16 protein-coding genes and 3 pseudogenes are annotated in these 18,183 nt (G+C 67.4%); 8 read left to right on the top strand and 11 right to left on the bottom strand.

All coding sequences use genetic code 11. From position 1 onward, the window contains the following. Positions 1 to 83: 83 nt before the first annotated feature. Positions 84 to 832, top strand: a pseudogene (locus C9F11_RS45490) (transposase family protein). On the opposite strand, the gene C9F11_RS49425 reads toward C9F11_RS45490, so the two are convergent. The 3 genes from C9F11_RS49425 to C9F11_RS49415 all read right to left on the bottom strand — a co-directional run bounded on the left by C9F11_RS49425 (position 810) and on the right by C9F11_RS49415 (position 2,449). Further along, on the bottom strand, positions 810 to 1,256 hold the full coding sequence (locus C9F11_RS49425; protein ID WP_249402367.1) for a transposase: 447 nt from the start codon (positions 1,254 to 1,256) through the stop codon (positions 810 to 812). The pseudogene C9F11_RS45490 and the gene C9F11_RS49425 overlap by 23 nt on opposite strands. Next, a complete protein-coding gene (locus C9F11_RS49420; RefSeq protein ID WP_249402333.1) occupies positions 1,189 to 1,833 on the bottom strand; it encodes a hypothetical protein in 645 nt (214 codons plus the stop codon). Before C9F11_RS49420 ends, C9F11_RS49425 begins: the two co-directional genes overlap by 68 nt. 61 nt (positions 1,834 to 1,894) lie before the next feature. Then, positions 1,895 to 2,449, bottom strand: coding sequence for a transposase (locus C9F11_RS49415; RefSeq protein WP_249402332.1), 555 nt, complete (start codon positions 2,447 to 2,449; stop codon positions 1,895 to 1,897). 730 nt (positions 2,450 to 3,179) lie between these two features. Between C9F11_RS49415 and C9F11_RS45480 the strand changes: the two genes are divergently transcribed. Together C9F11_RS45480 and C9F11_RS45475 are read left to right on the top strand one after the other, a co-directional pair. Continuing rightward, complete coding sequence (locus C9F11_RS45480; protein WP_138968365.1) at positions 3,180 to 3,368, top strand: hypothetical protein; 189 nt, start codon at positions 3,180 to 3,182, stop codon at positions 3,366 to 3,368. Between the two features lie 44 nt (positions 3,369 to 3,412). Then, positions 3,413 to 4,363 (top strand): CorA family divalent cation transporter, encoded by a 951-nt coding sequence (locus tag C9F11_RS45475; RefSeq protein WP_138968363.1) that lies wholly within the window; start codon positions 3,413 to 3,415, stop codon positions 4,361 to 4,363. A gap of 211 nt (positions 4,364 to 4,574) precedes the next feature. On the opposite strand, the pseudogene C9F11_RS45470 reads toward C9F11_RS45475, so the two are convergent. The 4 genes and pseudogenes from C9F11_RS45470 to C9F11_RS45455 form a co-directional block, all read right to left on the bottom strand. Next, positions 4,575 to 4,851 (bottom strand): annotated as a pseudogene (locus tag C9F11_RS45470) (transposase family protein); the annotation flags it as partial. A gap of 113 nt (positions 4,852 to 4,964) precedes the next feature. Then, positions 4,965 to 5,753 carry a class II aldolase/adducin family protein gene (locus C9F11_RS45465; RefSeq protein WP_249402366.1) on the bottom strand — a complete coding sequence of 263 codons (789 nt, stop codon included), beginning with the start codon at positions 5,751 to 5,753 and terminating at the stop codon, positions 4,965 to 4,967. A gap of 57 nt (positions 5,754 to 5,810) precedes the next feature. Continuing rightward, positions 5,811 to 7,037: a cytochrome P450 gene (locus C9F11_RS45460; RefSeq protein WP_138968361.1), complete on the bottom strand. Its 1,227-nt coding sequence runs from the start codon at positions 7,035 to 7,037 to the stop codon at positions 5,811 to 5,813. Between the two features lie 20 nt (positions 7,038 to 7,057). Next, positions 7,058 to 7,966: a cytochrome P450 gene (locus C9F11_RS45455; RefSeq protein ID WP_138968359.1), complete on the bottom strand. Its 909-nt coding sequence runs from the start codon at positions 7,964 to 7,966 to the stop codon at positions 7,058 to 7,060. Between the two features lie 21 nt (positions 7,967 to 7,987). Here C9F11_RS45455 and C9F11_RS49410 point away from each other — a divergent pair, with 21 nt between their 5' ends. The 3 genes from C9F11_RS49410 to C9F11_RS45440 all read left to right on the top strand — a co-directional run bounded on the left by C9F11_RS49410 (position 7,988) and on the right by C9F11_RS45440 (position 13,118). After that, positions 7,988 to 9,739, top strand: coding sequence for a Tn3 family transposase (locus tag C9F11_RS49410; protein WP_249402419.1), 1,752 nt, complete (start codon positions 7,988 to 7,990; stop codon positions 9,737 to 9,739). 65 nt (positions 9,740 to 9,804) lie between these two features. Next, positions 9,805 to 10,698: a site-specific integrase gene (locus tag C9F11_RS45445; RefSeq protein WP_249402365.1), complete on the top strand. Its 894-nt coding sequence runs from the start codon at positions 9,805 to 9,807 to the stop codon at positions 10,696 to 10,698. Beyond that, on the top strand, positions 10,695 to 13,118 hold the full coding sequence (locus C9F11_RS45440; protein WP_138968355.1) for a site-specific integrase: 2,424 nt from the start codon (positions 10,695 to 10,697) through the stop codon (positions 13,116 to 13,118). The genes C9F11_RS45445 and C9F11_RS45440 overlap by 4 nt, the downstream gene beginning before the upstream one ends. 43 nt (positions 13,119 to 13,161) lie before the next feature. On the opposite strand, the gene C9F11_RS45435 is transcribed toward C9F11_RS45440, so the two are convergent. Further along, on the bottom strand, positions 13,162 to 13,746 hold the full coding sequence (locus tag C9F11_RS45435) for a hypothetical protein (protein WP_346347487.1): 585 nt from the start codon (positions 13,744 to 13,746) through the stop codon (positions 13,162 to 13,164). A 170-nt stretch (positions 13,747 to 13,916) separates the two neighbouring features. Between C9F11_RS45435 and C9F11_RS45430 the strand changes: the two are divergent. Further along, positions 13,917 to 14,165, top strand: a pseudogene (locus C9F11_RS45430) (Tn3 family transposase); the annotation flags it as partial. Here the strand turns inward: C9F11_RS45430 and C9F11_RS45425 are convergent. Together C9F11_RS45425 and C9F11_RS45420 are read right to left on the bottom strand one after the other, a co-directional pair. Beyond that, entirely contained in the window at positions 14,162 to 14,446 is a 285-nt protein-coding gene (locus tag C9F11_RS45425) for a hypothetical protein (RefSeq protein WP_138968349.1), read from the bottom strand. The pseudogene C9F11_RS45430 and the gene C9F11_RS45425 overlap by 4 nt on opposite strands. A 72-nt stretch (positions 14,447 to 14,518) precedes the next feature. Further along, positions 14,519 to 15,766 (bottom strand): ISL3 family transposase, encoded by a 1,248-nt coding sequence (locus C9F11_RS45420; protein WP_171076227.1) that lies wholly within the window; start codon positions 15,764 to 15,766, stop codon positions 14,519 to 14,521. A gap of 137 nt (positions 15,767 to 15,903) precedes the next feature. On the opposite strand from C9F11_RS45420, the gene C9F11_RS45415 reads away from it, so the two are divergent. Next, positions 15,904 to 16,782 (top strand): protein-L-isoaspartate O-methyltransferase, encoded by an 879-nt coding sequence (locus C9F11_RS45415; RefSeq protein ID WP_346347497.1) that lies wholly within the window; start codon positions 15,904 to 15,906, stop codon positions 16,780 to 16,782. A 326-nt stretch (positions 16,783 to 17,108) separates the two neighbouring features. Here C9F11_RS45415 and C9F11_RS45410 read toward each other — a convergent pair whose 3' ends face one another. Continuing rightward, positions 17,109 to 18,080, bottom strand: coding sequence for a polyprenyl synthetase family protein (locus C9F11_RS45410; protein ID WP_138968343.1), 972 nt, complete (start codon positions 18,078 to 18,080; stop codon positions 17,109 to 17,111). Between the last annotated feature and the right edge of the window lie 103 nt (positions 18,081 to 18,183).

Below are 18,183 nucleotides of genomic sequence, written 5' to 3'. Positions count from 1 at the left end.
CGGTCCGTGAAGCGCAACGAGCGAGGCCTCCGGGCTGTTGATCGAGATGTCTGACGTCTCAACAACGCTGCTCGGGGGCCTCGTTGGTCATGCATCCTGCCGCACTCGACCTGCCTCATGCACTCGTGGAGTGGGTCACCATGCTGATCGTCACGCGTGAGGGCGACCGGCGCTGCAAGCTCCGCCCGTCACAGCGCGCGATGGTGGCACTGGTGTACCTGCGCGAGCACACCACTCTGGCGAAGATCGCTGCCGGGTTCGGGATCAGCGAGTCCACCGCCTATGCCTATACCCGTGCGGTCATCCACCTGCTCGCCGAGCGTGCTCCTGGTCTGCTGAAGACGCTGCGCGAGCATGATCCCGACTTCGTCCTGCCCGACGCCACTCCCGCCGAATGCGACGGGTCGGCGACGGCCGGGCCGACTACTCCCACAAGCACCGACGCCACGGCGTGAACGTGCAGGTTGTCACCGATCCCGGCGGCCGGCTCCTGTGGCTCTCGCCCTCTCTGCCGGGCCGCACCCACGACCTGACCGCCGCCCGCACCCACCGGATCATCCGAATCTGCGAGCGCCAGGGCGTTCCCATCCTGGCCGATCTCGCCTACCAGGGCGCCGGTCCGTGGCTGACTACCGGCGTCAAACGCAGGCCTCTGCAGGAACTGACCCCCACCGAGAAAACCGTTAACCGGGCCCTGGCCGCAGTACGCGCACCCATCGAACGCGGCATCGCCCGCCTGAAGTCCTGGCGGATCTTCCGCAGATCCCGAGGCAGCCCCAGCCGCATGATGTCCATCGCCAAAGCCGTCCTCACCCTGGAGCGGCAACGCTGAAGAAGCTCAGTGAGCGACTCTGTCGGGGATCTTGGCAGTCCTGATCATTTGCCTTGGCGCCACCACAGCGGTCGGGGCAGTCCTCGCTCTTCGAGGTAGCGCTGGAACGTGGTCGGGGGGCGGGGACGGTAGGGGAGGGCTCTGCGCTCTGTTCGCTGAGACGTTCGGCGTTGATGGCGATCGCGGTCAGGATGTGCTGAACGTGGGTCTTGGCCAGTCCGTGGCAGCGGCAGCGGCAGCGGCGCATCCGATGGCCGTTGACGATCTCGTTCACGGTGCCCTCGATCCCGGACCGGCAGCCGTAGAGTCGCCGCCATGCGGGATCCTGCTGGTCAGAGCGATTCTTGGGTTGGAGCTCATGCAGATGCCGCGGGAGGAAGTTGACGGTCCGGGGCGAGGTTCCGCTGGTGCAGGAGGAACGCACTGGGCATGGAGTGCAATGGGTCTGGTGGAAACGGGCCGCGGTGTAGGGGGGCCATGGCCGGGGCCTGGGCCCAGCGGCCGGTGACCTTGCCTTGGGGGCGAGTGACGGTGCGCCGATCGAAGTCGATGACGAAGTCCTCGCGGGCGAAGCCGGTCTGCTGCTTGCGCTGCCAGCTTCGTCCCCTGGCGGGGAGGGGACCGACCAGCTCGACGCCGTGCTCGCGGGCTGCGGTGTCGATGGCCGCGGCTGAGGTGTATCCGCTGTCCACCAGGTGTTCTTCGGGCAGCAGACGCCGCCTGCTCAGCCGCTGGTGGATGCTGGGCAGGGCCTTGATGTCTGCGGCCGAGACCACGTCCGTGATCACGTTCACCCTCCCGTCGTCGCAGGTCTCGGTGACATGGGCGTGGTAGCCGGTCCACTTCTTGTCGTTCCGGCTGACGTGGTGAGCCGCGGTGTCGTACGGAGATTCGATCCGAAGACCTGCCGGCGGCAGGCCGGCTTTCTCATCGCGGGGACGCAGCCGGTCGCGGGCATCGACGTAGAACTGCTGCAGCAGGATCCGGCTCAGTACCGTCACCTGCCGTCCCCTCTCGCACCACGAGGCGTGTGCATGGACGGCGGTCAGCAGGTCGCGGGCATCAGTACCGGCCTGAGTGAGCCGGGTGACTGGGCTGGCTGCACATACGCACCTGACGCCCATAGCGTTCGCCCCATTCAGCCGTGACCAGGCGATCGAGTACTTCCGGGGCGGTGCGTGCGATCTCTTCCAGGGCGGCGCGTACCGCCTCCAGGACCAGTTCCAGGCGGGTCAGTTCCCGCGCAGCAGCAAGAATGTGCGTGGAGTCGGTGCGCTGGCGCCCACGCTGCTGGACCAATCCTGCTGCTGTCAGCCGCTGCAGTGCGAGATCAAACAGACGGTCGGCACGATCTTCCTGGGCAAGCCGGTCACGGAAGTCGGACAGCACACTGTGGTGGAAGCCGGGGTCGTCCAGCTCCAGCGCGAGGGCATATTTGAAGTCAATGCGGCAGCGGACCGCCTCCGCTGCCTGACGGTCCGACAGGTTGAGCAGGAACTGGAGGACGGAGACGGTGGCGAACTGGGCCGGCGATAGCCCGGGCCGCCCGTCGCGTGGGTACCACGCCGTGAAGTCCTCGTCATGCCATAGTCCGTCCAGCCGGTCGTATACCCACATGGCCGTCGCCCCACGGGGGTTGCTCGCCCGCGCGACCTGCGCGGTCAGGGGCGGGACCTGCACACAGGCACGGGGACGGACGGACATCGGGCACCTCAACAACGGCAGCAACCTACAAAACCGTCCCGAGCATGCCTCGTGATCACGCGATCGCGCCGACGAACCTCAAGATCCCCGACAGAGTCGCTCAGTGACGTACTTGAATTGCATACGGGAACCGGTACGCAAACGTCTTGGTCGCACGCGCTGACTGCCGACGGGGCGGCCACCTCCTGTCACGCGGCAGATTGAAAGTCTTTGCGTCGTGTCGGCCGGGAGCCTTTGCTGCTTGTTGCGTAGATGTGCAAGTATGGTCGAGTGCCCGGCCCGGTGTGCGCTGCCTGTATGGCGTGTCCTGAGAGGGCTGGTCCGCAGAATTCCGCGTGGGGACCAACCCGCGCCCGGCTGAGAGGGACAGACATGGATAGTTGCAGTCCGGGGCATAGCCTGGCTCCGCATCCGGAAGCCCGCGCCTAACCGGATTTCCTGATGCTGCCCCGGCGGCCTTGCGGATCTATGCCCGTGCACGTGCTGCCGCGTGGCCCGCGCCTCAATGCTGGGTGAAGCACCCGTTTCTCCTGGGCGGCGCCTGCTTGCCGGCGGCACCGTTCCCTGCCCTGCGCACGGCTTGCCCGCGTTGCAGCTCGGGGCATCTGCCCTGCTATTACCTCACCCAAAGGAGGTGACCTCGATGGTCATGCTCAACAAGATCGCGACGCCGCCGAAGAAGCGGCCCAACCTGGAACGCCAGGCGATCGCCTTCACCGTCGCTCTGTACCTGTTCATCTGCGCCGCCCTGTTGATTATCCACTATGGCGCACCGGAGCCGCCGACCGAGAAGGACAGCGGCTCGTCGTCTACCTCCCCCTACAACCCGTAGGCCGCCCATGTGACTCGCACACAACAACCCTGAGGAGGGACATCATGACCGATGAGAAGCTCACGGCCACCGTCGCGGACCATGGCTGCGCCGTCGCGAGCCTGCGTATGCGCTGGCTCCAGGTCGCCGCCGGTGACCTCGACGCTATGACCAAGGCCCAGGACGTCACCGGGGTCGAGTTCGACACTGCCGGAAGCCGGGTGTGGGAGTCCGACACCTTCATCTACCTGCCCGTCGTGGTCAACATCCGCAACGGGGAGACCGTCCGGCGCGAGCGGATCGTCTTCGCGCTGGGCGGGGACGTCCTGGTCACGCTCCAGCCCGCCACCCCGTTTGCCGCGTTCGGCAAGGCTCTGGCTCGCCTGCGGCGGCTTCCGCACCTGGCTGAGAGTGCACAGGGCGTGATGTACGCGCTGCTGTATGCCCTCAACGAGGCGCAGGAGCACGTCATCGACCACGCCAGCGACGTCCTGGAGGATATGAGCGAGGAGATCCAGCTCGCCACCGACGGCTACGACGAGCACGGCACCGACATCGGCGTCAGCGACATGCAGGACACCATCAAACGCATGAACCTGGCCGAGGAGATCGTCTCTCGCTGCCAAGAGTCCCAGCTGATGCTGGCCCGCGCCGCCCGCCACCTGCGCACCGAGACCAGCGCCGCCGACGACGCCCTCGCCGCACAGATCGACGTCCTGGTCGCGGACATCAACAGTGTCAAGGACCATGCCAGCTACGAGCACGACAAGGTCCGTTACCTCCAGCAGTCCATCATGACCTCGCTGGATGTGAAGCAGAACCAGATCGTCAAGGTTTTCACAATCATCACGGCGGTCTTCCTGCCGCCCACCCTGATCGCCACGTTCTACGGCATGAACTTCACCAACATGCCCGAACTCAACTGGGAACACGGCTTCCTGATCACTACCCTGCTGACCTTCGTCGCCGCGCTCATCCCGCTCTGGTACATCCGCCGCCGCGGCTGGCTGCGCTGACCACCCCACCGCGATCAGTAACGCGCGCCCCACCGAACACACCCGCTGGCCAGGACTGACTCGCCCAGTTCACCAGCCTGCCCCCGAGGCTGCTATATCGCGTCAAGCTGCTTGAGGGAGATCGTCAGGATTCGCTTCGCTGCCGTGTCTGGGGTGTTCCAGGATCTTGAAGAGCTAGCGGCAGATGGGGCGCTTGAGGCACTGAGCTCCTTCAGCTGTGCCGCTCCAGGGTGAGGACGGCTTTGGCGATGGACGTCATGCGGTTGGGGTTGTATCGGGATCTGTGGAAGGTCTGCCAGGACTTCAGGCGGGTGATGCCGCGTTCGACCGGTGCCCGTGCTGTGGCCAGGGCCCGGTTGACGGTTTTCTCGGTGGGGGTGAGTTCCTGCAGGGGTCTGCGTTTGATGCCCGTGGTCAGCCAGGGGCCCGCCCTGGTAGGCGAGATTGGCCAGGATGGGACCGCCCTGGCGCTCGCAGATGCGGATGATCCATCTCGGGCGTCACCGGGGATGCGGGGGAGATGCCTCGGCTCTCGTATTGGGTGTGTGTGAGGCGAGTCGAGGCCACAGCGTTTTGAGCGAGGTGCTGCCGGATGGTGCGTTCATCGGCTGTCGTGGAGGGTTTCGTCGGCGAGGGTGAGGAGTGGCTGGGCGCTGTTGTAGCCGATGAGGTGGGTGCCGATCTGGTCGCGGGTGGCGCGGGCCGCTTCGTCCGGGATGAGGACGGGGCGGCCCGCGGCGTGGGCGAGGAGGCTGATCTCGCAGGCTTTGTCCATGAGGGTGAACCACCACGCGGCGGCGTCGAGGGTTTCGGCTGCGGTGAGTAGGCCGTGGTTGCGCAGGATGAGGGCTTTCCTCGGTCCCAGGGCGGTGGCGATGCGTTTGCCTTCGGTTCGGTCTAGGACGATGCCGTTGTAGTCGTTGAAGACGGTGTGGTCTTCGAAGAACGGGCAGTGGTCCTGGGTGATGGGGGCGAGTGGTTCTCCGAGTGCGGACCATGCGCGCCCGTAGGTGGAGTGCAGGTGGACGACGGCTTGGACGTCGGGCCGGGCGGCGTGGATCTCGGCGTGGATGTAGAAGGCGCCGATGTTGACGACGTGCCCGCCTTCCACGGTACGTGCGGTGTCTCCGTCGACCCGGACCAGATGGTGCGGGGTGATGTGGAGGAAGGGGACGCCCAGCGGATTGGCCCAGAAGGTCCCGGTGTGCTCGGGGTCTTGCACGGTGATGTGCCCTGCGATGCCCTCATCGAAGCCGAGGCGGCCGAAGTGGCGGAACGCCGCTGCCAGGCGCTGCTTGAGATGGGTGCGGTGTTCGCCATGGTTGGGGAAGGCCGGGGGGTGGAGGAAGAAGCTGTCCGGTGGCATCTCGCCCGGCTTGTTGATCGTCACTGGGTTTCTCCTTCGGGTCGGGAGCGGGCCGCCGGCCGTTGTCGTCTTGATGGCGGGTTACGCAAGTTGTGCCCAGAGGTGTTTCAGAGTGCGTTGGGTAGTGCCCAGGGCGTAATCGGGGGTGAGGGCCGGGGCGAGAGCACCGAGATGGCGGTGGAAGGCCGGAAGCAGGATCGTCATTTCCAGCGTGGCCAGTGATGCTCCGGCGCAGCGGTGGATTCCGAGGGAGAAGCTGATGTGGGTCTCGGCGTTGGTGCGTTGAGGGATGAAGGTGTCCGGGTTGTCGTACTGCTGCGGGTCGCGGTTGATGGCGCCGGGCAGGAAGTGGACGCCGCATCCTTCGGGGACGTGCACTCCGGCGATGTCAAGGTCTTTCACGGCGGCGATGCGCGAGGCATTGATCATGAGTGGCGCTTCGTAGCGGAGGCATTCGTGAATGTAGTTCGTGAGGGTGTCCGGCATGGAGACCAGGGGGGCGTGCTGGGGGTGGGCGACGTAGGTGATGAGTGCGTGATCGAGGGCAGCGATGGAGGATTCGTGAGCCCCCATCCACACCACCCACAGCAGGTTCTGCCGTTCTTCTTCGGTGATGTGGCAGCGGGCCGGAGCGTCTGGTCTGCCCAGCATGTCCAGGGCGGTCCCGGGAGGGGGATCTTCCCTGTCCATGAGGTCGGCGTAGTAGGCGTACAGGTGGGAGGTGGCCTGGTCTGCCTGGCAGTGGACGGCGTCGGTGGCAGCGGGGTGGAAGGCCGCGAAGGCGCTGTGGACGTAGTGCTGCAGCGGAACGCGGTCGGGTTCGGGGATGCCGACGTGGGCGCCGACGGCGTCGGCGACGAACGGAGACGTCAACTCGGTGTGCAGGTCGACGGTTTGGCCGTCGAGCAGCCGCTGCTTGATCCCGAGGATGCGCCGGTTGAGGTTCTCGGTGACCTGTACGCGGAGTCGCTCCACGGTGGCCGGGGCGTACAGCGGGGAGAGGACCTTGCGCAGTCGTGTGTGTTCGGGGCGGTTCTTATTGACGACGGAGTTCATCATGATGCGCAGGGTATGGGAGGTGGCGTAGCGGGGGTTGGCGCCGGCCAGCCGGTCCTGGCTCATGCCGCGTAGAGCGGGGTCTTTCATGATGCGGGCATGGCGCCAGGCGCTGATCAGGGCAATGTTGCCGGTGGGGTTGAGGTAGACGGGATGGTTCGCCCGCAGCCAGCTGTACAGCGGGTAGGGGTTCTCCCGTATCTCGTGCTGCCGCATCAAGTGCAGGACGTCAACGGGTTCGGTCCAGTGCATGGGGCCTCCTCGCCTCGGTGTCAGGCTCCGCGGCTGGGGGAGATGCGCATCGGCAGTTCGGTGGGGCCCTGCAGGGAGTTCGGAGGCCGCCAGGTCGCAGGCCGCAGGGGGGTGAGGTGGGTGATGCGTTCGGTGAGCACGGCGAGGGCTTCGTGGATCTCAGCGCGCCCCAGGGCGTTGCCGAGGCAGAAGTGGGCGCCACCGCCGAAGGACAGGTGCGCTTGGGCGTTGGGGCGTGTGAGGTCGATGCGGTACGGATCGGGAAAGACGTCGGGATCACGGTTCATGGTCGGGATGGCCAGCGTGACGATGGTGCCCGTCGGGATGGCGAGCCCGCCGAGGTCGACGTCTGCGGTGGCAGTTCTGCGCAGGAGACTGGCCACCGGGGTGAGGCGGATGATCTCCTCCGCGGTGGCCGGGATCCGGGCGGGATCCTTGCGCAACGCCTGCCACTGCTGGGGGCGGCGGGCGAGGTGTTCGATGATGCTTGCGAGCTGCACGCGGGTGGTGTCGGTGCCGGCGACGATGAGTGCGGAGAGCAACTCAATGAGGGTCCGCGGCTCCCAGATGCCGCAGCCGGTCTCCTGCGCGAGGAGTTCACTGATGAGGTCGCGGCCCGGGGCACCCCGGCGCTGGTCGATCAGACGCGCGGTGTAGGTGTCGATGGCCTGGTGGGCGTCCAGGGCTTCGGGAACAGCGGCGGAGTCGAAGAAGGCACGGGTCCAGGCGTCGGCGACGCGGGAGAACAGTGCGGTGTCGCTGGTGGGAACACCGAGGGCGGCGCAGATCACGGGGACGGTGCAGGGGCGGGCAAGGCTGGTGACCGCGTCGCAGATACCCGTGGACGGGACCTGGTCGAGCAGCTCGTGCATGACCTCGCGCATCAGCGGCCGCAGGCGATCGGCGAAGACGGGGCGTAAGGCGGGCACGGTCAGGCGGCGTTGCCGGGCGTGCTCCGGGCCGTCGAGCTGTGGGAGGCGGCCCGCGCCCGGGTCTGCGAGGAACTCGACCTCGACCTCAAGCCCGACAAGATCCTCGCCGAGTGGACCGGCCGGCTCGACAAGGCCCACCGGGAGTTCGCCGACGGCCTGGCTGCCAACCCCAACGTCCGCATCGAGCAGCAGGGCGGCCGCGACCGCATCATCCTCACCGGCCTGGATCGCCTGGACGAACCCGAATCCCTGATCGAGCTGAACAAGGAGATCGAGGCGCGCATGCCCGCCGTCGACCTGCCCGAGATCGTGCTGGAGGTCGACTCCTGGGTGCCCTACCTGTCCGACTTCACCCACGTCTCCGAGGCCAACTCGCGCATGGACAACCTCGAGCTGTCCGTGGCTGCGGTCCTCACCTCAGAGGCCACCAACGTCGGCATCGAGCCGATCGTCCACGACGGCGTCGACGCCCTCAACCGCGACCGGCTGTTCTGGGTCGAGCAGAACTACATTCGCGCGTCGACTCTCTCTGCAGCCAACGCACGCCTGGTCGACTACCACATGCGCCTGCCCCTGGTGCAGGCGTGGGGCGGAGGGGAATTGGCCTCCGCCGACGGACTGCGCTTCGTCACCCCGATCCGCACCCTCAACTCCGGGCCGAACCCCAAGTACTTCGGCACCCGCCGGCGCGGAGTGACGTTCTACAATTTCCTCTCGGACCAGTTCAGCGGCCTGCACGGCATCCTGATCCCCGGCACCCAGCGCGATTCCTTCTTCATCCTCGACGGCCTCCTGGAACAGGAGACGGCCCTGCGCCCGGTCGAGATCACCTCGGACACGCACGGCGCCAGCGAGATCGTCTTCGGGCTCTTCCGCCTCATGGGTTACCAGTTCTCCCCGCGCCTGGCCGACGTCGGCAGCGCCACCCTCTACCGCGTCGATCCGGACGCCGACTACGGGCCGCTCAACCCGGTCACCCGCGACAAGATCAAACTCAAGCAGATCACCGCGCACTGGGACGAGATGCTCCGCCTGGCAGGGTCCCTGCACTCCGGCACGATCAAAGCCTCCGAGGCGCTGCGCGTCCTGGCGCCCGGCGGAAAGCCCACCCCGACCGGCAAGGCCGTCATGGAACTCGGCCGCCTTGACCGCAGCGCGTATCTGTCCTCGTACTTCACCGACGAACTGCTGCGCCGGAGAGTCAACACCCAGCTCAACCGGCAGGAATCGCGTCACGAACTCGCCCGGAAGATCTTCCACGGACAGAAGGGCGAACTGCGGCAGTCATACCGCGACGGGATGGAAGACCTGTTGACCGAACTACCGAGGGGTGAGGTGGAGCGTCCCCGGAGTTCGACGCACGGTGACGAGATCGGCCGGTCGGCCCAGCGCACTCCCCGCGAAGCCTTCCCGTACGACCGTCCTCATGTGCTGTCATCACGAGTCGTTGGAGACCACAGCGGCTCGTGGAGGATCAGGTGCAGGAACGTACGGAGTTACGGGATGTCACAGCACTTGCGGTGCCGAGGGTCGGCCGGGTCGAGGAGACCGGCGACCCGGCCCTACCGTTCCGGCTGCTGGATGGGGACGGCGTCGAGGTGTCGGCGGTCAGCGAGTTCCTGCTCGACATGCTCGCTGACGACGACAGTCCAGCTTCGCTTCGTTCGTACGTGTACGAACTGCTGGCCTGGTTCCGGTTCTTGTGGGCCGTCGACGTGCCGTGGGACCGGGCAAGTCGTGCGGATGCCCGGGACTTCGCGCTGTGGCTGAGGCTGGTCAAGAAGCCACCGCGGCCTCGACGGCCGGATGCTCCGGCGCCTGGGTCGGTTAACCCGGTGACCAGCAAGCGGTACGCGGGTGAGAACTACGCGCCCCGCACCCGGCGGCACGCGCGGGCGGTGGTCCGCAGCTTCCACGAGTACCACCGCGACATGCACGGACGGCCGCTGCTCAACCCGTTCCCGAAGAGCAAGCGTGCCGAGGACGAGCATCTCAACGTCCACCACAACCCGATGCACGCCTATCGGCACCCCACTCGCCGGGCTCCCTACCAGCCGAAGGAACCCCGGCGAACCCCGCGCGGTATCCCTGACCAGGCGTTCAACGAGTTGTTCGCGGCTCTTCCCTCGCACCGCGACCGCGCGCTGGTCGCCTTCTACATCTCGGCCGGCCCGCGCGCCTCCGAGCTCCTCGGCGTCAGCCGGGACCGGGTCAGCCCCGGTGACCAGACGGTCGGCGTCATCCGCAAGGGCTCCCGGGCTCTGCAGTGGATTCCCGCCTCCAGCGACGCGTTCGTTTGGCTGCGTCTCTACCAGCAGCAGATCCGCCCGCAACCTCTCGACGGGCCGGACGAGCCTCTGTGGTGGACTCTGCGGCGTCCGATCAGGCCGTTGAGCTACGACGCGGCCCGCATGGTGTTCACCCGGGCCAACGAGACCTTGGGGGCGAACTGGACCCTGCATGACCTGCGACACAGCGCGGCGAAGAGGATGGTGCGCGACCCCAAGCTCTCGCTCACCGACGTCCAATGGGTCCTCGGGCATCTCCACATCAGCACCACGGAGCAGTACCTCGAACCCGCCCAGGGCGAGGTCGTCGCGAACGTACTGGCACACCACGCCCGGCAGGCTGCGGAGCCGGTCAAGCCGGTGATGCCCGCCCCGGGCTACCGTTCCGAGGTCCTCCAGACACTGCTCGGCCCGGCCGCCCTCGGCGTAGGCCCGGCATGACCACCGAGACAGTGACCGCCCGCCCCTCCGCACCTGTTCGCCACGCTCCCTTGCCTCCTGGCCAGGAGATACGGGAAGTACCGACGTCCTGGTGGCAGACGGAGGAATCGCGCGAGAAGGTGCTGGAGCGCACGCTCGCGCTGCCGTTCACCGCGGACACGGACACCAACCAGCGCACGCGCCGCCGCGGTCTGATCAAGCTGCTCGACTGGCTGGAGGACCAGCCCGGCCGCACCTGGCAGGAACGCTGGACGGCCAGCGGAGCCGAGGAGGCCGGGCGGGAGTGGCCGCGGCTGCCGATGCAGTGGCTCGCCGAGCACCAGCGGGCGCGCAAGTACGACCGTGCCGATCTGTGCTGCGGCATGATCCCGCTGCTGGGCGGACAAGTCGTACGCCCCGCCTACCGGTGGCTGCTCCGGCAGCGCCCTTCTCAACTGCTGGCGCACATCCGTAGCGTCACCGATCCCGACGGTTTCGCGGCGCTCAAGGACCGGTACACGGCCACCGGCCACACGGGGGCCAACGACTGCAACAACGCCCTCAACCGCGTCACCTGGATCGTGACCCGCAAGGGCAGCACCGTTCACGACGTCACCATCGGCGACTGCGTCGAGCTGCAGCACGCCATCGGCGAGCACCAGACCAACGGCCACCACGGCAAGCACCTCTTCTACCAACTCCTCGCAAGGCTCGGTGCCTTCGGACCCGACGCCCCCGCCCGGCTGAAGACCGTGATGCTGCCGGGGCAGTTGACACCGGCGGCCCTGGTCGACCGGCAGGGCATTACCTGCACCGCGATACGCGACCTCCTGGTCGACTACCTCACCGAGCGCGCGGTGGACGTCGACTACACCACGCTCGAGGACATGGCCCGCTCGCTCGCCGGACTGTTCTGGCGTGACATGGAGAAACACCACCCCGGGATCGACTCGTTGCGGCTGGACGCCGATACCGTCACGGCCTGGCGGGAACGCGTCCGCATGGTCCGTGACCGTCACGGCATCCCCATCCGGCCGCGGGTCAACGCGCACACCGTCTTCAGCTGGGTCCGGGCGTTCTACCAGGATCTCGCCCGCTGGGCCGCCGAAGAGCCGGCACGGTGGGGCCCGTGGGTCGCTCCCTGCCCGGTCCGCGACAGCGACACCGACCACACCAAGAACCGCGCCCGCCGCAAAGCGGCCATGGACCAGCGCACCCGCACCCTCCTGCCCGCACTCCCCGCCCTGGTCAAAGCCGTCGAGCGCCAGCTCAAGGACGCCCAGACCTGTCTCGCCACCGGACGGGAGACCACGGCCGAAGCCTCCTTCACCACCCCGGCGGGCGAGACCCTCCTCCGCCGGGCCGGGGTGTCGTCCCGCGTCTACGCCGACGACCCCGCCACAGGCCGGCGCCGGGACCTGACCGTCGAGGAAGAACGCGCGTTCTGGGCCTGGGCCATCGTCGAGGTCCTCCGCCACACCGGCATGCGCATCGAGGAAGCACTCGAACTCACCCACGACAGCTTCGTCGCCTACCAGCTGCCCACCACCGGCGAGATCGTGCCCATGCTCCAGGTCGCCCCGTCCAAGCTCGACCAGGAGCGGCTGCTGCTGGTCTCGCCAGAGCTCGGCGAGGTGCTGACAGCGATCATTCATCGCGTCCGGCGCGGGCAGCAGGCCATGCCCCTGGTCGCCGCCTACGACAGTCTGGAAAGGCTCTGGAGTGCACCGATGCCGTTCCTCTTCCAGCGCCGCTGCGGCCCGGAGGACCGAGCGATCCCGCGCAACTACATCTACACCTGCCTCAACGACGCCCTCTCCGCGAGCGGACTGACCGGGCCCGCCAACGAGCAACTGCGGTACGCACCGCACGTCTTCCGCAGAATCTTCGTGACCGACGCCCTCCGCTCCGGTCTGCCCCCGCACATCGCCGCCCGCATCTGCGGCCACCGGACGGTCGACACGACACTCGGATATGCCGCGATCTACCCCGAGGACGTCATCAACCACCACCGGTCCTTCATCGCCCGCCGCCGGTCGCTGCGGCCCAGCGAGGAGTACCGCGAGCCCACCGCGCAGGAGTGGCAGGACTTCCTGGCCCACTTCGAGCTGCGCAAGGTGGCGCTGGGCGTCTGCGCACGCGACTTCGGAACTCCCTGCGTCCATGAGCACGCTTGCATCAGATGCCCCGTCCTACGACCAGATCCCGAGCAGGGGCCCCGCCTGGAAGAGATCCACGCGAACCTGCTCGACCGGCTCCAGGAGGCCAAGGAACAAGGCTGGCTCGGCGAGGTCACCGCGATCGAGGCCAGCCTCGCCGCCGCCGAGCAGAAGCTCGCCGCCATGCGCGACCTCGCAGCCCGGCACACCACAGTCCACCTCGGCATGCCCGACTTCCGCACCAGCGCCGGCCGACTCACCGGCAGCTCTGACAGCGGCTGACAGCCGTCCGACCACGGGCCCTTCGCCCCTGGCTGGCCTGGTCTCAGGCGCGAGGCGGCAGGACCTCGATGATTTCGGCGATGCCAGCGGCCGGTCGGGCCTCGTGCATGGTGATCACGTCACCAGGCTTCAGATGCTGCCATTGCTCGGGCTGCAGGGGAGCCAGGCGAACGTCGGCGGTCTCTCCAGGGCCAAGCTGCGGCTCGAACTCCACCCAGAGCCGCGCGATGTTCAGATCTTGCTGTCCGTCTGCGGTGCGGTGACCGATGTCCCACAGCGGTCTGAGCTGGCCGTCCCCTGAGAAGGCACTCTGGCGTCCGCCCTCGTCGGCTCCCAGAAGGGTCAAGGTGGCACGGATCGTGCCGTGTTTGGCTTCCCAGCCCCGCCACTCGCACCAACGGCGGCTGCGGTCGAGCATCATCTGCCGGGCAGCCTCGGAGAGCATCTCCCAGAAGGTGATGGATACCGGATGGACATCCGCGATCTCGATGAGCACATCGAGCGCCATCTCCCACTCCTGGAGCTCGATCTCCTTGCGGACATCTCCAACCGTCTGGCCGTTCTCTGCCATGGCGCCCTCCGGCAGTACGTCAACGGCCTGCCGAAGGAGTGTGAACGCGTCATCCATATGCGGGATTGTCGCCTGGTCCCGGGCGCCTTGTCACAGGTGACCGTGCAGAACGCAGCGGTGCGCGACACGCCCGGACACTCCAGGGCTCCACGACTTCAGACAATTACTTTCAGTGACTCGACCCGCGCAGACCCCTGCCGGGCCGTCGGCTGGGCTAGTTCGGATAAGACCAGCTCGGGGCGCTGGGACTGATGCTCAACATCGTGGTCCTGTGGAATACGGTGTACTTCCAGAAGATCATCGGTGAGATGCGGGCCGAGGGCATCCACGTCCGTGACGAGGACATCGCCCGCCTCTCGCCGCTGAAGTTCGCGCACATCAACTTCCACGGCCGCTACAGCTTCGCCCTGCCCGTCGAGATCCAGGGCGGACAGCTCCGCTCCACCGCCAAGCCCGAGAAGACCGCCACGGTCTAGGACAGCTCCCCGGCCGACTCGTCCTTGCCCGCGGCCTGGGCGAGCCGGTAGCGGACCTTCTCGTGCGACAGGCCCACCTGCCCGCCGATCTGCCGCAACCCCCAGCCCTCCGCCTTCGCCGCAGCCATGCCCTCATCCAGGGCCGCATCCGTCAGCTCGCCCAGCTCGGCCCGCAACTCCACGAGCAGCCGCAGCCGGATCGCCGGGGCCAGTTCCTCCAGACCAGTGCAGAACCGCGCCACGTCCGCTTTCAGGAAGCCGAGCGTCGGGTCGTCACTCATGGGCGCACCCTGGCAGCTCTACTCATGGCCCGTCAAAAGATCTGACAGCTACGCCGGTTTTCTGTTCCGTTCCTACTCGGACCCCGAGTGCCGCGCGGCCGCATGATCCATGACGTGATCATGTGCGGGCTGGGGATGGTGCCGCGGGCCGGTTCCACGGTCCCGGTCCGCAGTCCCTTCAGGTAGTGGCGCACTGGCGTTGCTGTGCCCTGGTAGCCGCGTTGCCGGATCTCGTGAAGGAGCTGGGTGCCGGCTGGTGCAGCCCTCGGTGAACCGTTCGGTCAGGTAGCCGGTGAACGGCTCCAGCACTCCTTTGGGGCGGCCGTGGCGGGCGGAGGCCAGCAGCAGTCTGAGGTCGGTGTCACGGAACCGGCGGACCGTCTTGCGGTCCAGGTGCAGACGTCGGGAGATCGCTGAGAGCGAGTACCCGGCGTCCAGAAGGCGGTGGATATCCGCGTACCGGTCGCGGGTCCGGACTGCGATCTTCGGCGGGGGCAGGACGGGTGCCGGCAGTGGTATCACCACCGGCCGGGTCACCGATTCCTGTTCGGCCTCGGTGTGTTTGCGCAGGCAGGGACGGTGTTGATGGCATGTCTTCTCGACCGCGGAAGAGAGGTTGTGGAGCAGGTGCCAGCGATCCGCGATCTCCTGGGCATCTGGTGCGGCCTCGCGGATAGCACTGCTGTAGGCGCTGGCCCGGTCCCGGCAGATGATCTCGGCACCAGGGTGCTCGCGCAGCCAGCTGCTGAAAGTGGCCGCGTCCCGGTCCGGGAGCACGTCCACCACCCGATGTGCTTCCACGTCGACCAGCACCGTGCCATAGCGCCACCTGCGGCGGAAGGCGAACTCGTCCACGCCCAGTACACGCGGGGCTCGCGCGGGCACCGCGGGCGCCTGCAGCAGCCCCAGCAACTGGGTGCGGCCAGCCGTCACCTGCAGTCGGCGGCACATGCGTTCACCAGGCCGCCCGCCCATTCCCGCCGCGATGGCCCGCAGCCACTTGCGCAGCCCCGCAGTCGCACGGCGATACCGTTCACTCAGATCCGGGACCTGCTCCACGAACGTGCGCCGCCGGCAGGCGGCCGACTCACAGAAGAACCGGCGCACCTTCAGGTGGACAACCAGCGGCCGTCCCACCAACGGCCGTTCGGCCAGGCGCCGTACATAGCGGGAGTGCCCGCGCATTCCCCGCCGCCCGCACGACGGACAGAGCGGCGGACGCCCGCAGGCGAGCGCCTCCACCGCGACCACCTCCGCGGCGACGCGCATCGACACGATGCGCACATTGATCCCGGGAAACAGCACGCCTTCAACCGCCACGGCCCCCATGGCCAAGACATCCCCGCAAGAAGCGTTCCCGCACTCACATGCTGACGCGGGGATTCACGCAATCGCGGCCAGACCCTATTATACGAGCACAAACCACCTGAGACGGGGAAAATCATGACCGTCCACACCTGCCCGCCTCGAGCCTGTCCTGCCAGGCAGTGGTGGTCGACATGCTCGACTCCCTGCTCCTCGAGCCCGGCCACCGGGTGCTGGAGCTGGGCACGGGCTGCGGATGGAACGCCGCCCTGCTCAGCTGGCGCACCGGACCGCACCGCACGGTCAGTGTCGAGACCGACCCGGAACTGGCCCGAACAGCGCGCCGGGCACTGGAGCGGGCGGGGGCGGCCGTGGCCGTCGAGGCGGCCGACGGCACCGGCGGCTGGCCGCCGGGGGCGCTCTACGACCGCATGATCGCCACCTACGCCGTCGAGCGGATCCCGTGGGCCTGGGTCGCCCAGACACGGCCGGGCGGACGGATTGTCGCCCCGTGGGGGCACCTGGGGCATGTGGCGCTCACCGTTGCCGAGGACGGGCAGTCGGCTGCCGGGTGGGTCCAGGGGCTCGCGCAGTTCATGCCCGCCCGCGGCACCGAAGCCGCCGAGCCGGACTTCCTTCAGGTGCGCGGGAGAGGGGAAAGCGACGACGAACGGCCCTTCCTGCGCGATCTGGCCCCGCTGAGCGACGATGCGCATCTGCGGTTCGCCCTGCGCGTCGCCCTGCCCGACCTCTGTATCACCGTTGCCGCTGATGAGGACGGCCTCAACGCCTGGATCCATGACGGCGCAGCGTCCTGGGCGGTGCTGTCCGCCGTCGGCGACGGCAAGACCATCGCCGACCAGGGCGGGCCGCGGCGCCTGGCCGACGAACTCGAGACCGCCTGGGACGCCTGGCTCCAAGAGGGCTGTCCCGACCTGTACGACTACGGCATGACGGTCACCGACGGCGGCGCCACTCAGTACATGTGGGCACACGATCCCGTCACCGGCCCACGCTGGCCTATCGTGTGAAGCCTGGTGCGGCGGGGCTGCCCGGCCCCGGGCCGAGGGAAGAGGGGAGCTGGCCGCAGCTGCCGCCAGTTCCGTTGGCCCGCTGTCCGCATCAGCCGCGGAAGGCGTCCCGCGCCCGCCGTAGTGCCTTTGCATCCCGCCGTCGTGAACTGCCCGCACGGCGCTGGTGCCACGCGCGACTCATCGCTGCCCTGACTGCTTGCCCCGTCAATACCGGAGCCCGGGACCTGAACCGAACTCGTGCTCACCGCGTCATGATCTCCTGCAGACGGGCCCCAGTCGAGCAGGCCCCCGGAGCCCTGCTCCGTACCGCAGCGTGCTCGGGCTCAGAGGCGAAGCTGTGCCGAATCATCGACCAGTTCGCGCAGCATGACCAGGTACGTTTCGCTGCCGCCCAGCGTGTCCAGAAGGAGGTGCGCCTCGTCGCGGAACGCGGCCATCTCTCGCTGGTAGCGCTGCAGGAGTGGCGGTTCCACCAGCAGTCCGGTGAGTTCCTGGCGCGAAGCCTCCGAGTGCTGGGCTGCGGACGACAGGTTCACGAGTCGTTGTCGGACCGAGGGCGGGGCGTCCTCCACTGCGCATGCAAGCAGGTATGTCACCGTGCGGTTGCGCAGGTCTTCGTGGCGACCGGAAAGAATGTCCTGCTGGTCGTTGAACATCTGCCAGAGGATGCCGAAGGTGTAGCCGAACTCGCGCCACAGTGCGGTCCGCGTTGAAATGGCGCCGGACAGAATGGAAGCCATGGCTGTGATCATTCCGTATGGAGCTCCCGACTTGCCTCGGTAGGTTGCGATCGCGGAGGCGCGTGAGGCGGTTTCGGCTGATTCTCTTATGTCGCACAGCTGGCCTTCGATTCCGATGGTCCAGCCGCTTATGAACTCGGTAATCAGCGCCTTGTGTTCGGAAGGTGATATGTCAAGGTCCTGGATGACCTGCAGGGGGAGTGAGTGACCAGCGGCGGTAGCGGCGAGCAGCGCCTCGTTGCCGCTGAGGGAGCCGGTCTTTATGGGGTGGTGCCCGTCCGCCAGGTCGTCCAGGTAGCAGGCGGATGTCCACCACAGCACGTGGATTGCGGACAACGGGGCGGCTGGGCGAGGCGTACCTGTTTCAGCAGCGTAGGCAATCATGGGCAAGACGCAGAGAGGGTATGCCAGCTCCCGTTCGGCCAGAAGTTCTGTCACTGCTTCTTTCGTAGACGGTGACGTATGAACCGGAAGCTTATCGAGTGCTGCTGCCAGTGTTTTGTCAATCTCCGAGGCCACGCCTCGGTAGAGGCCTTGGTACGCCAGTTCCTTCATAGGGGGTCCTCATAGGTGCGGCAAAGCCGGGCATCGTGGAGGGAATTCGACCATTCGGGCCCGATCTGAGCCAGATCGATTCTCGGTCACAGGCCATGGGTTT

The sequence above is a fragment of the Streptomyces sp. YIM 121038 genome (genome assembly GCF_006088715.1).
In the GTDB taxonomy this organism is placed as follows: domain Bacteria; phylum Actinomycetota; class Actinomycetes; order Streptomycetales; family Streptomycetaceae; genus Streptomyces.
This window is presented reverse-complemented; position numbering and strand designations above follow the sequence as displayed.

Bases quoted from the DNA above. Each gene is read 5' to 3' on its own strand.
- C9F11_RS49415 (WP_249402332.1), bottom strand. From the start codon at position 2,449: ATGTGGGTATACGACCGGCTGGACGGACTATGGCATGACGAGGACTTC.
- C9F11_RS45480 (WP_138968365.1), top strand. From the start codon at position 3,180: ATGGTCATGCTCAACAAGATCGCGACGCCGCCGAAGAAGCGGCCCAAC.
- C9F11_RS45475 (WP_138968363.1), top strand. From the start codon at position 3,413: ATGACCGATGAGAAGCTCACGGCCACCGTCGCGGACCATGGCTGCGCC.
- C9F11_RS45460 (WP_138968361.1), bottom strand. From the start codon at position 7,037: ATGCACTGGACCGAACCCGTTGACGTCCTGCACTTGATGCGGCAGCAC.
- C9F11_RS45440 (WP_138968355.1), top strand. From the start codon at position 10,695: ATGACCACCGAGACAGTGACCGCCCGCCCCTCCGCACCTGTTCGCCAC.
- C9F11_RS45435 (WP_346347487.1), bottom strand. From the start codon at position 13,746: ATGGATGACGCGTTCACACTCCTTCGGCAGGCCGTTGACGTACTGCCG.
- C9F11_RS45425 (WP_138968349.1), bottom strand. From the start codon at position 14,446: ATGAGTGACGACCCGACGCTCGGCTTCCTGAAAGCGGACGTGGCGCGG.
- C9F11_RS45410 (WP_138968343.1), bottom strand. From the start codon at position 18,080: ATGAAGGAACTGGCGTACCAAGGCCTCTACCGAGGCGTGGCCTCGGAG.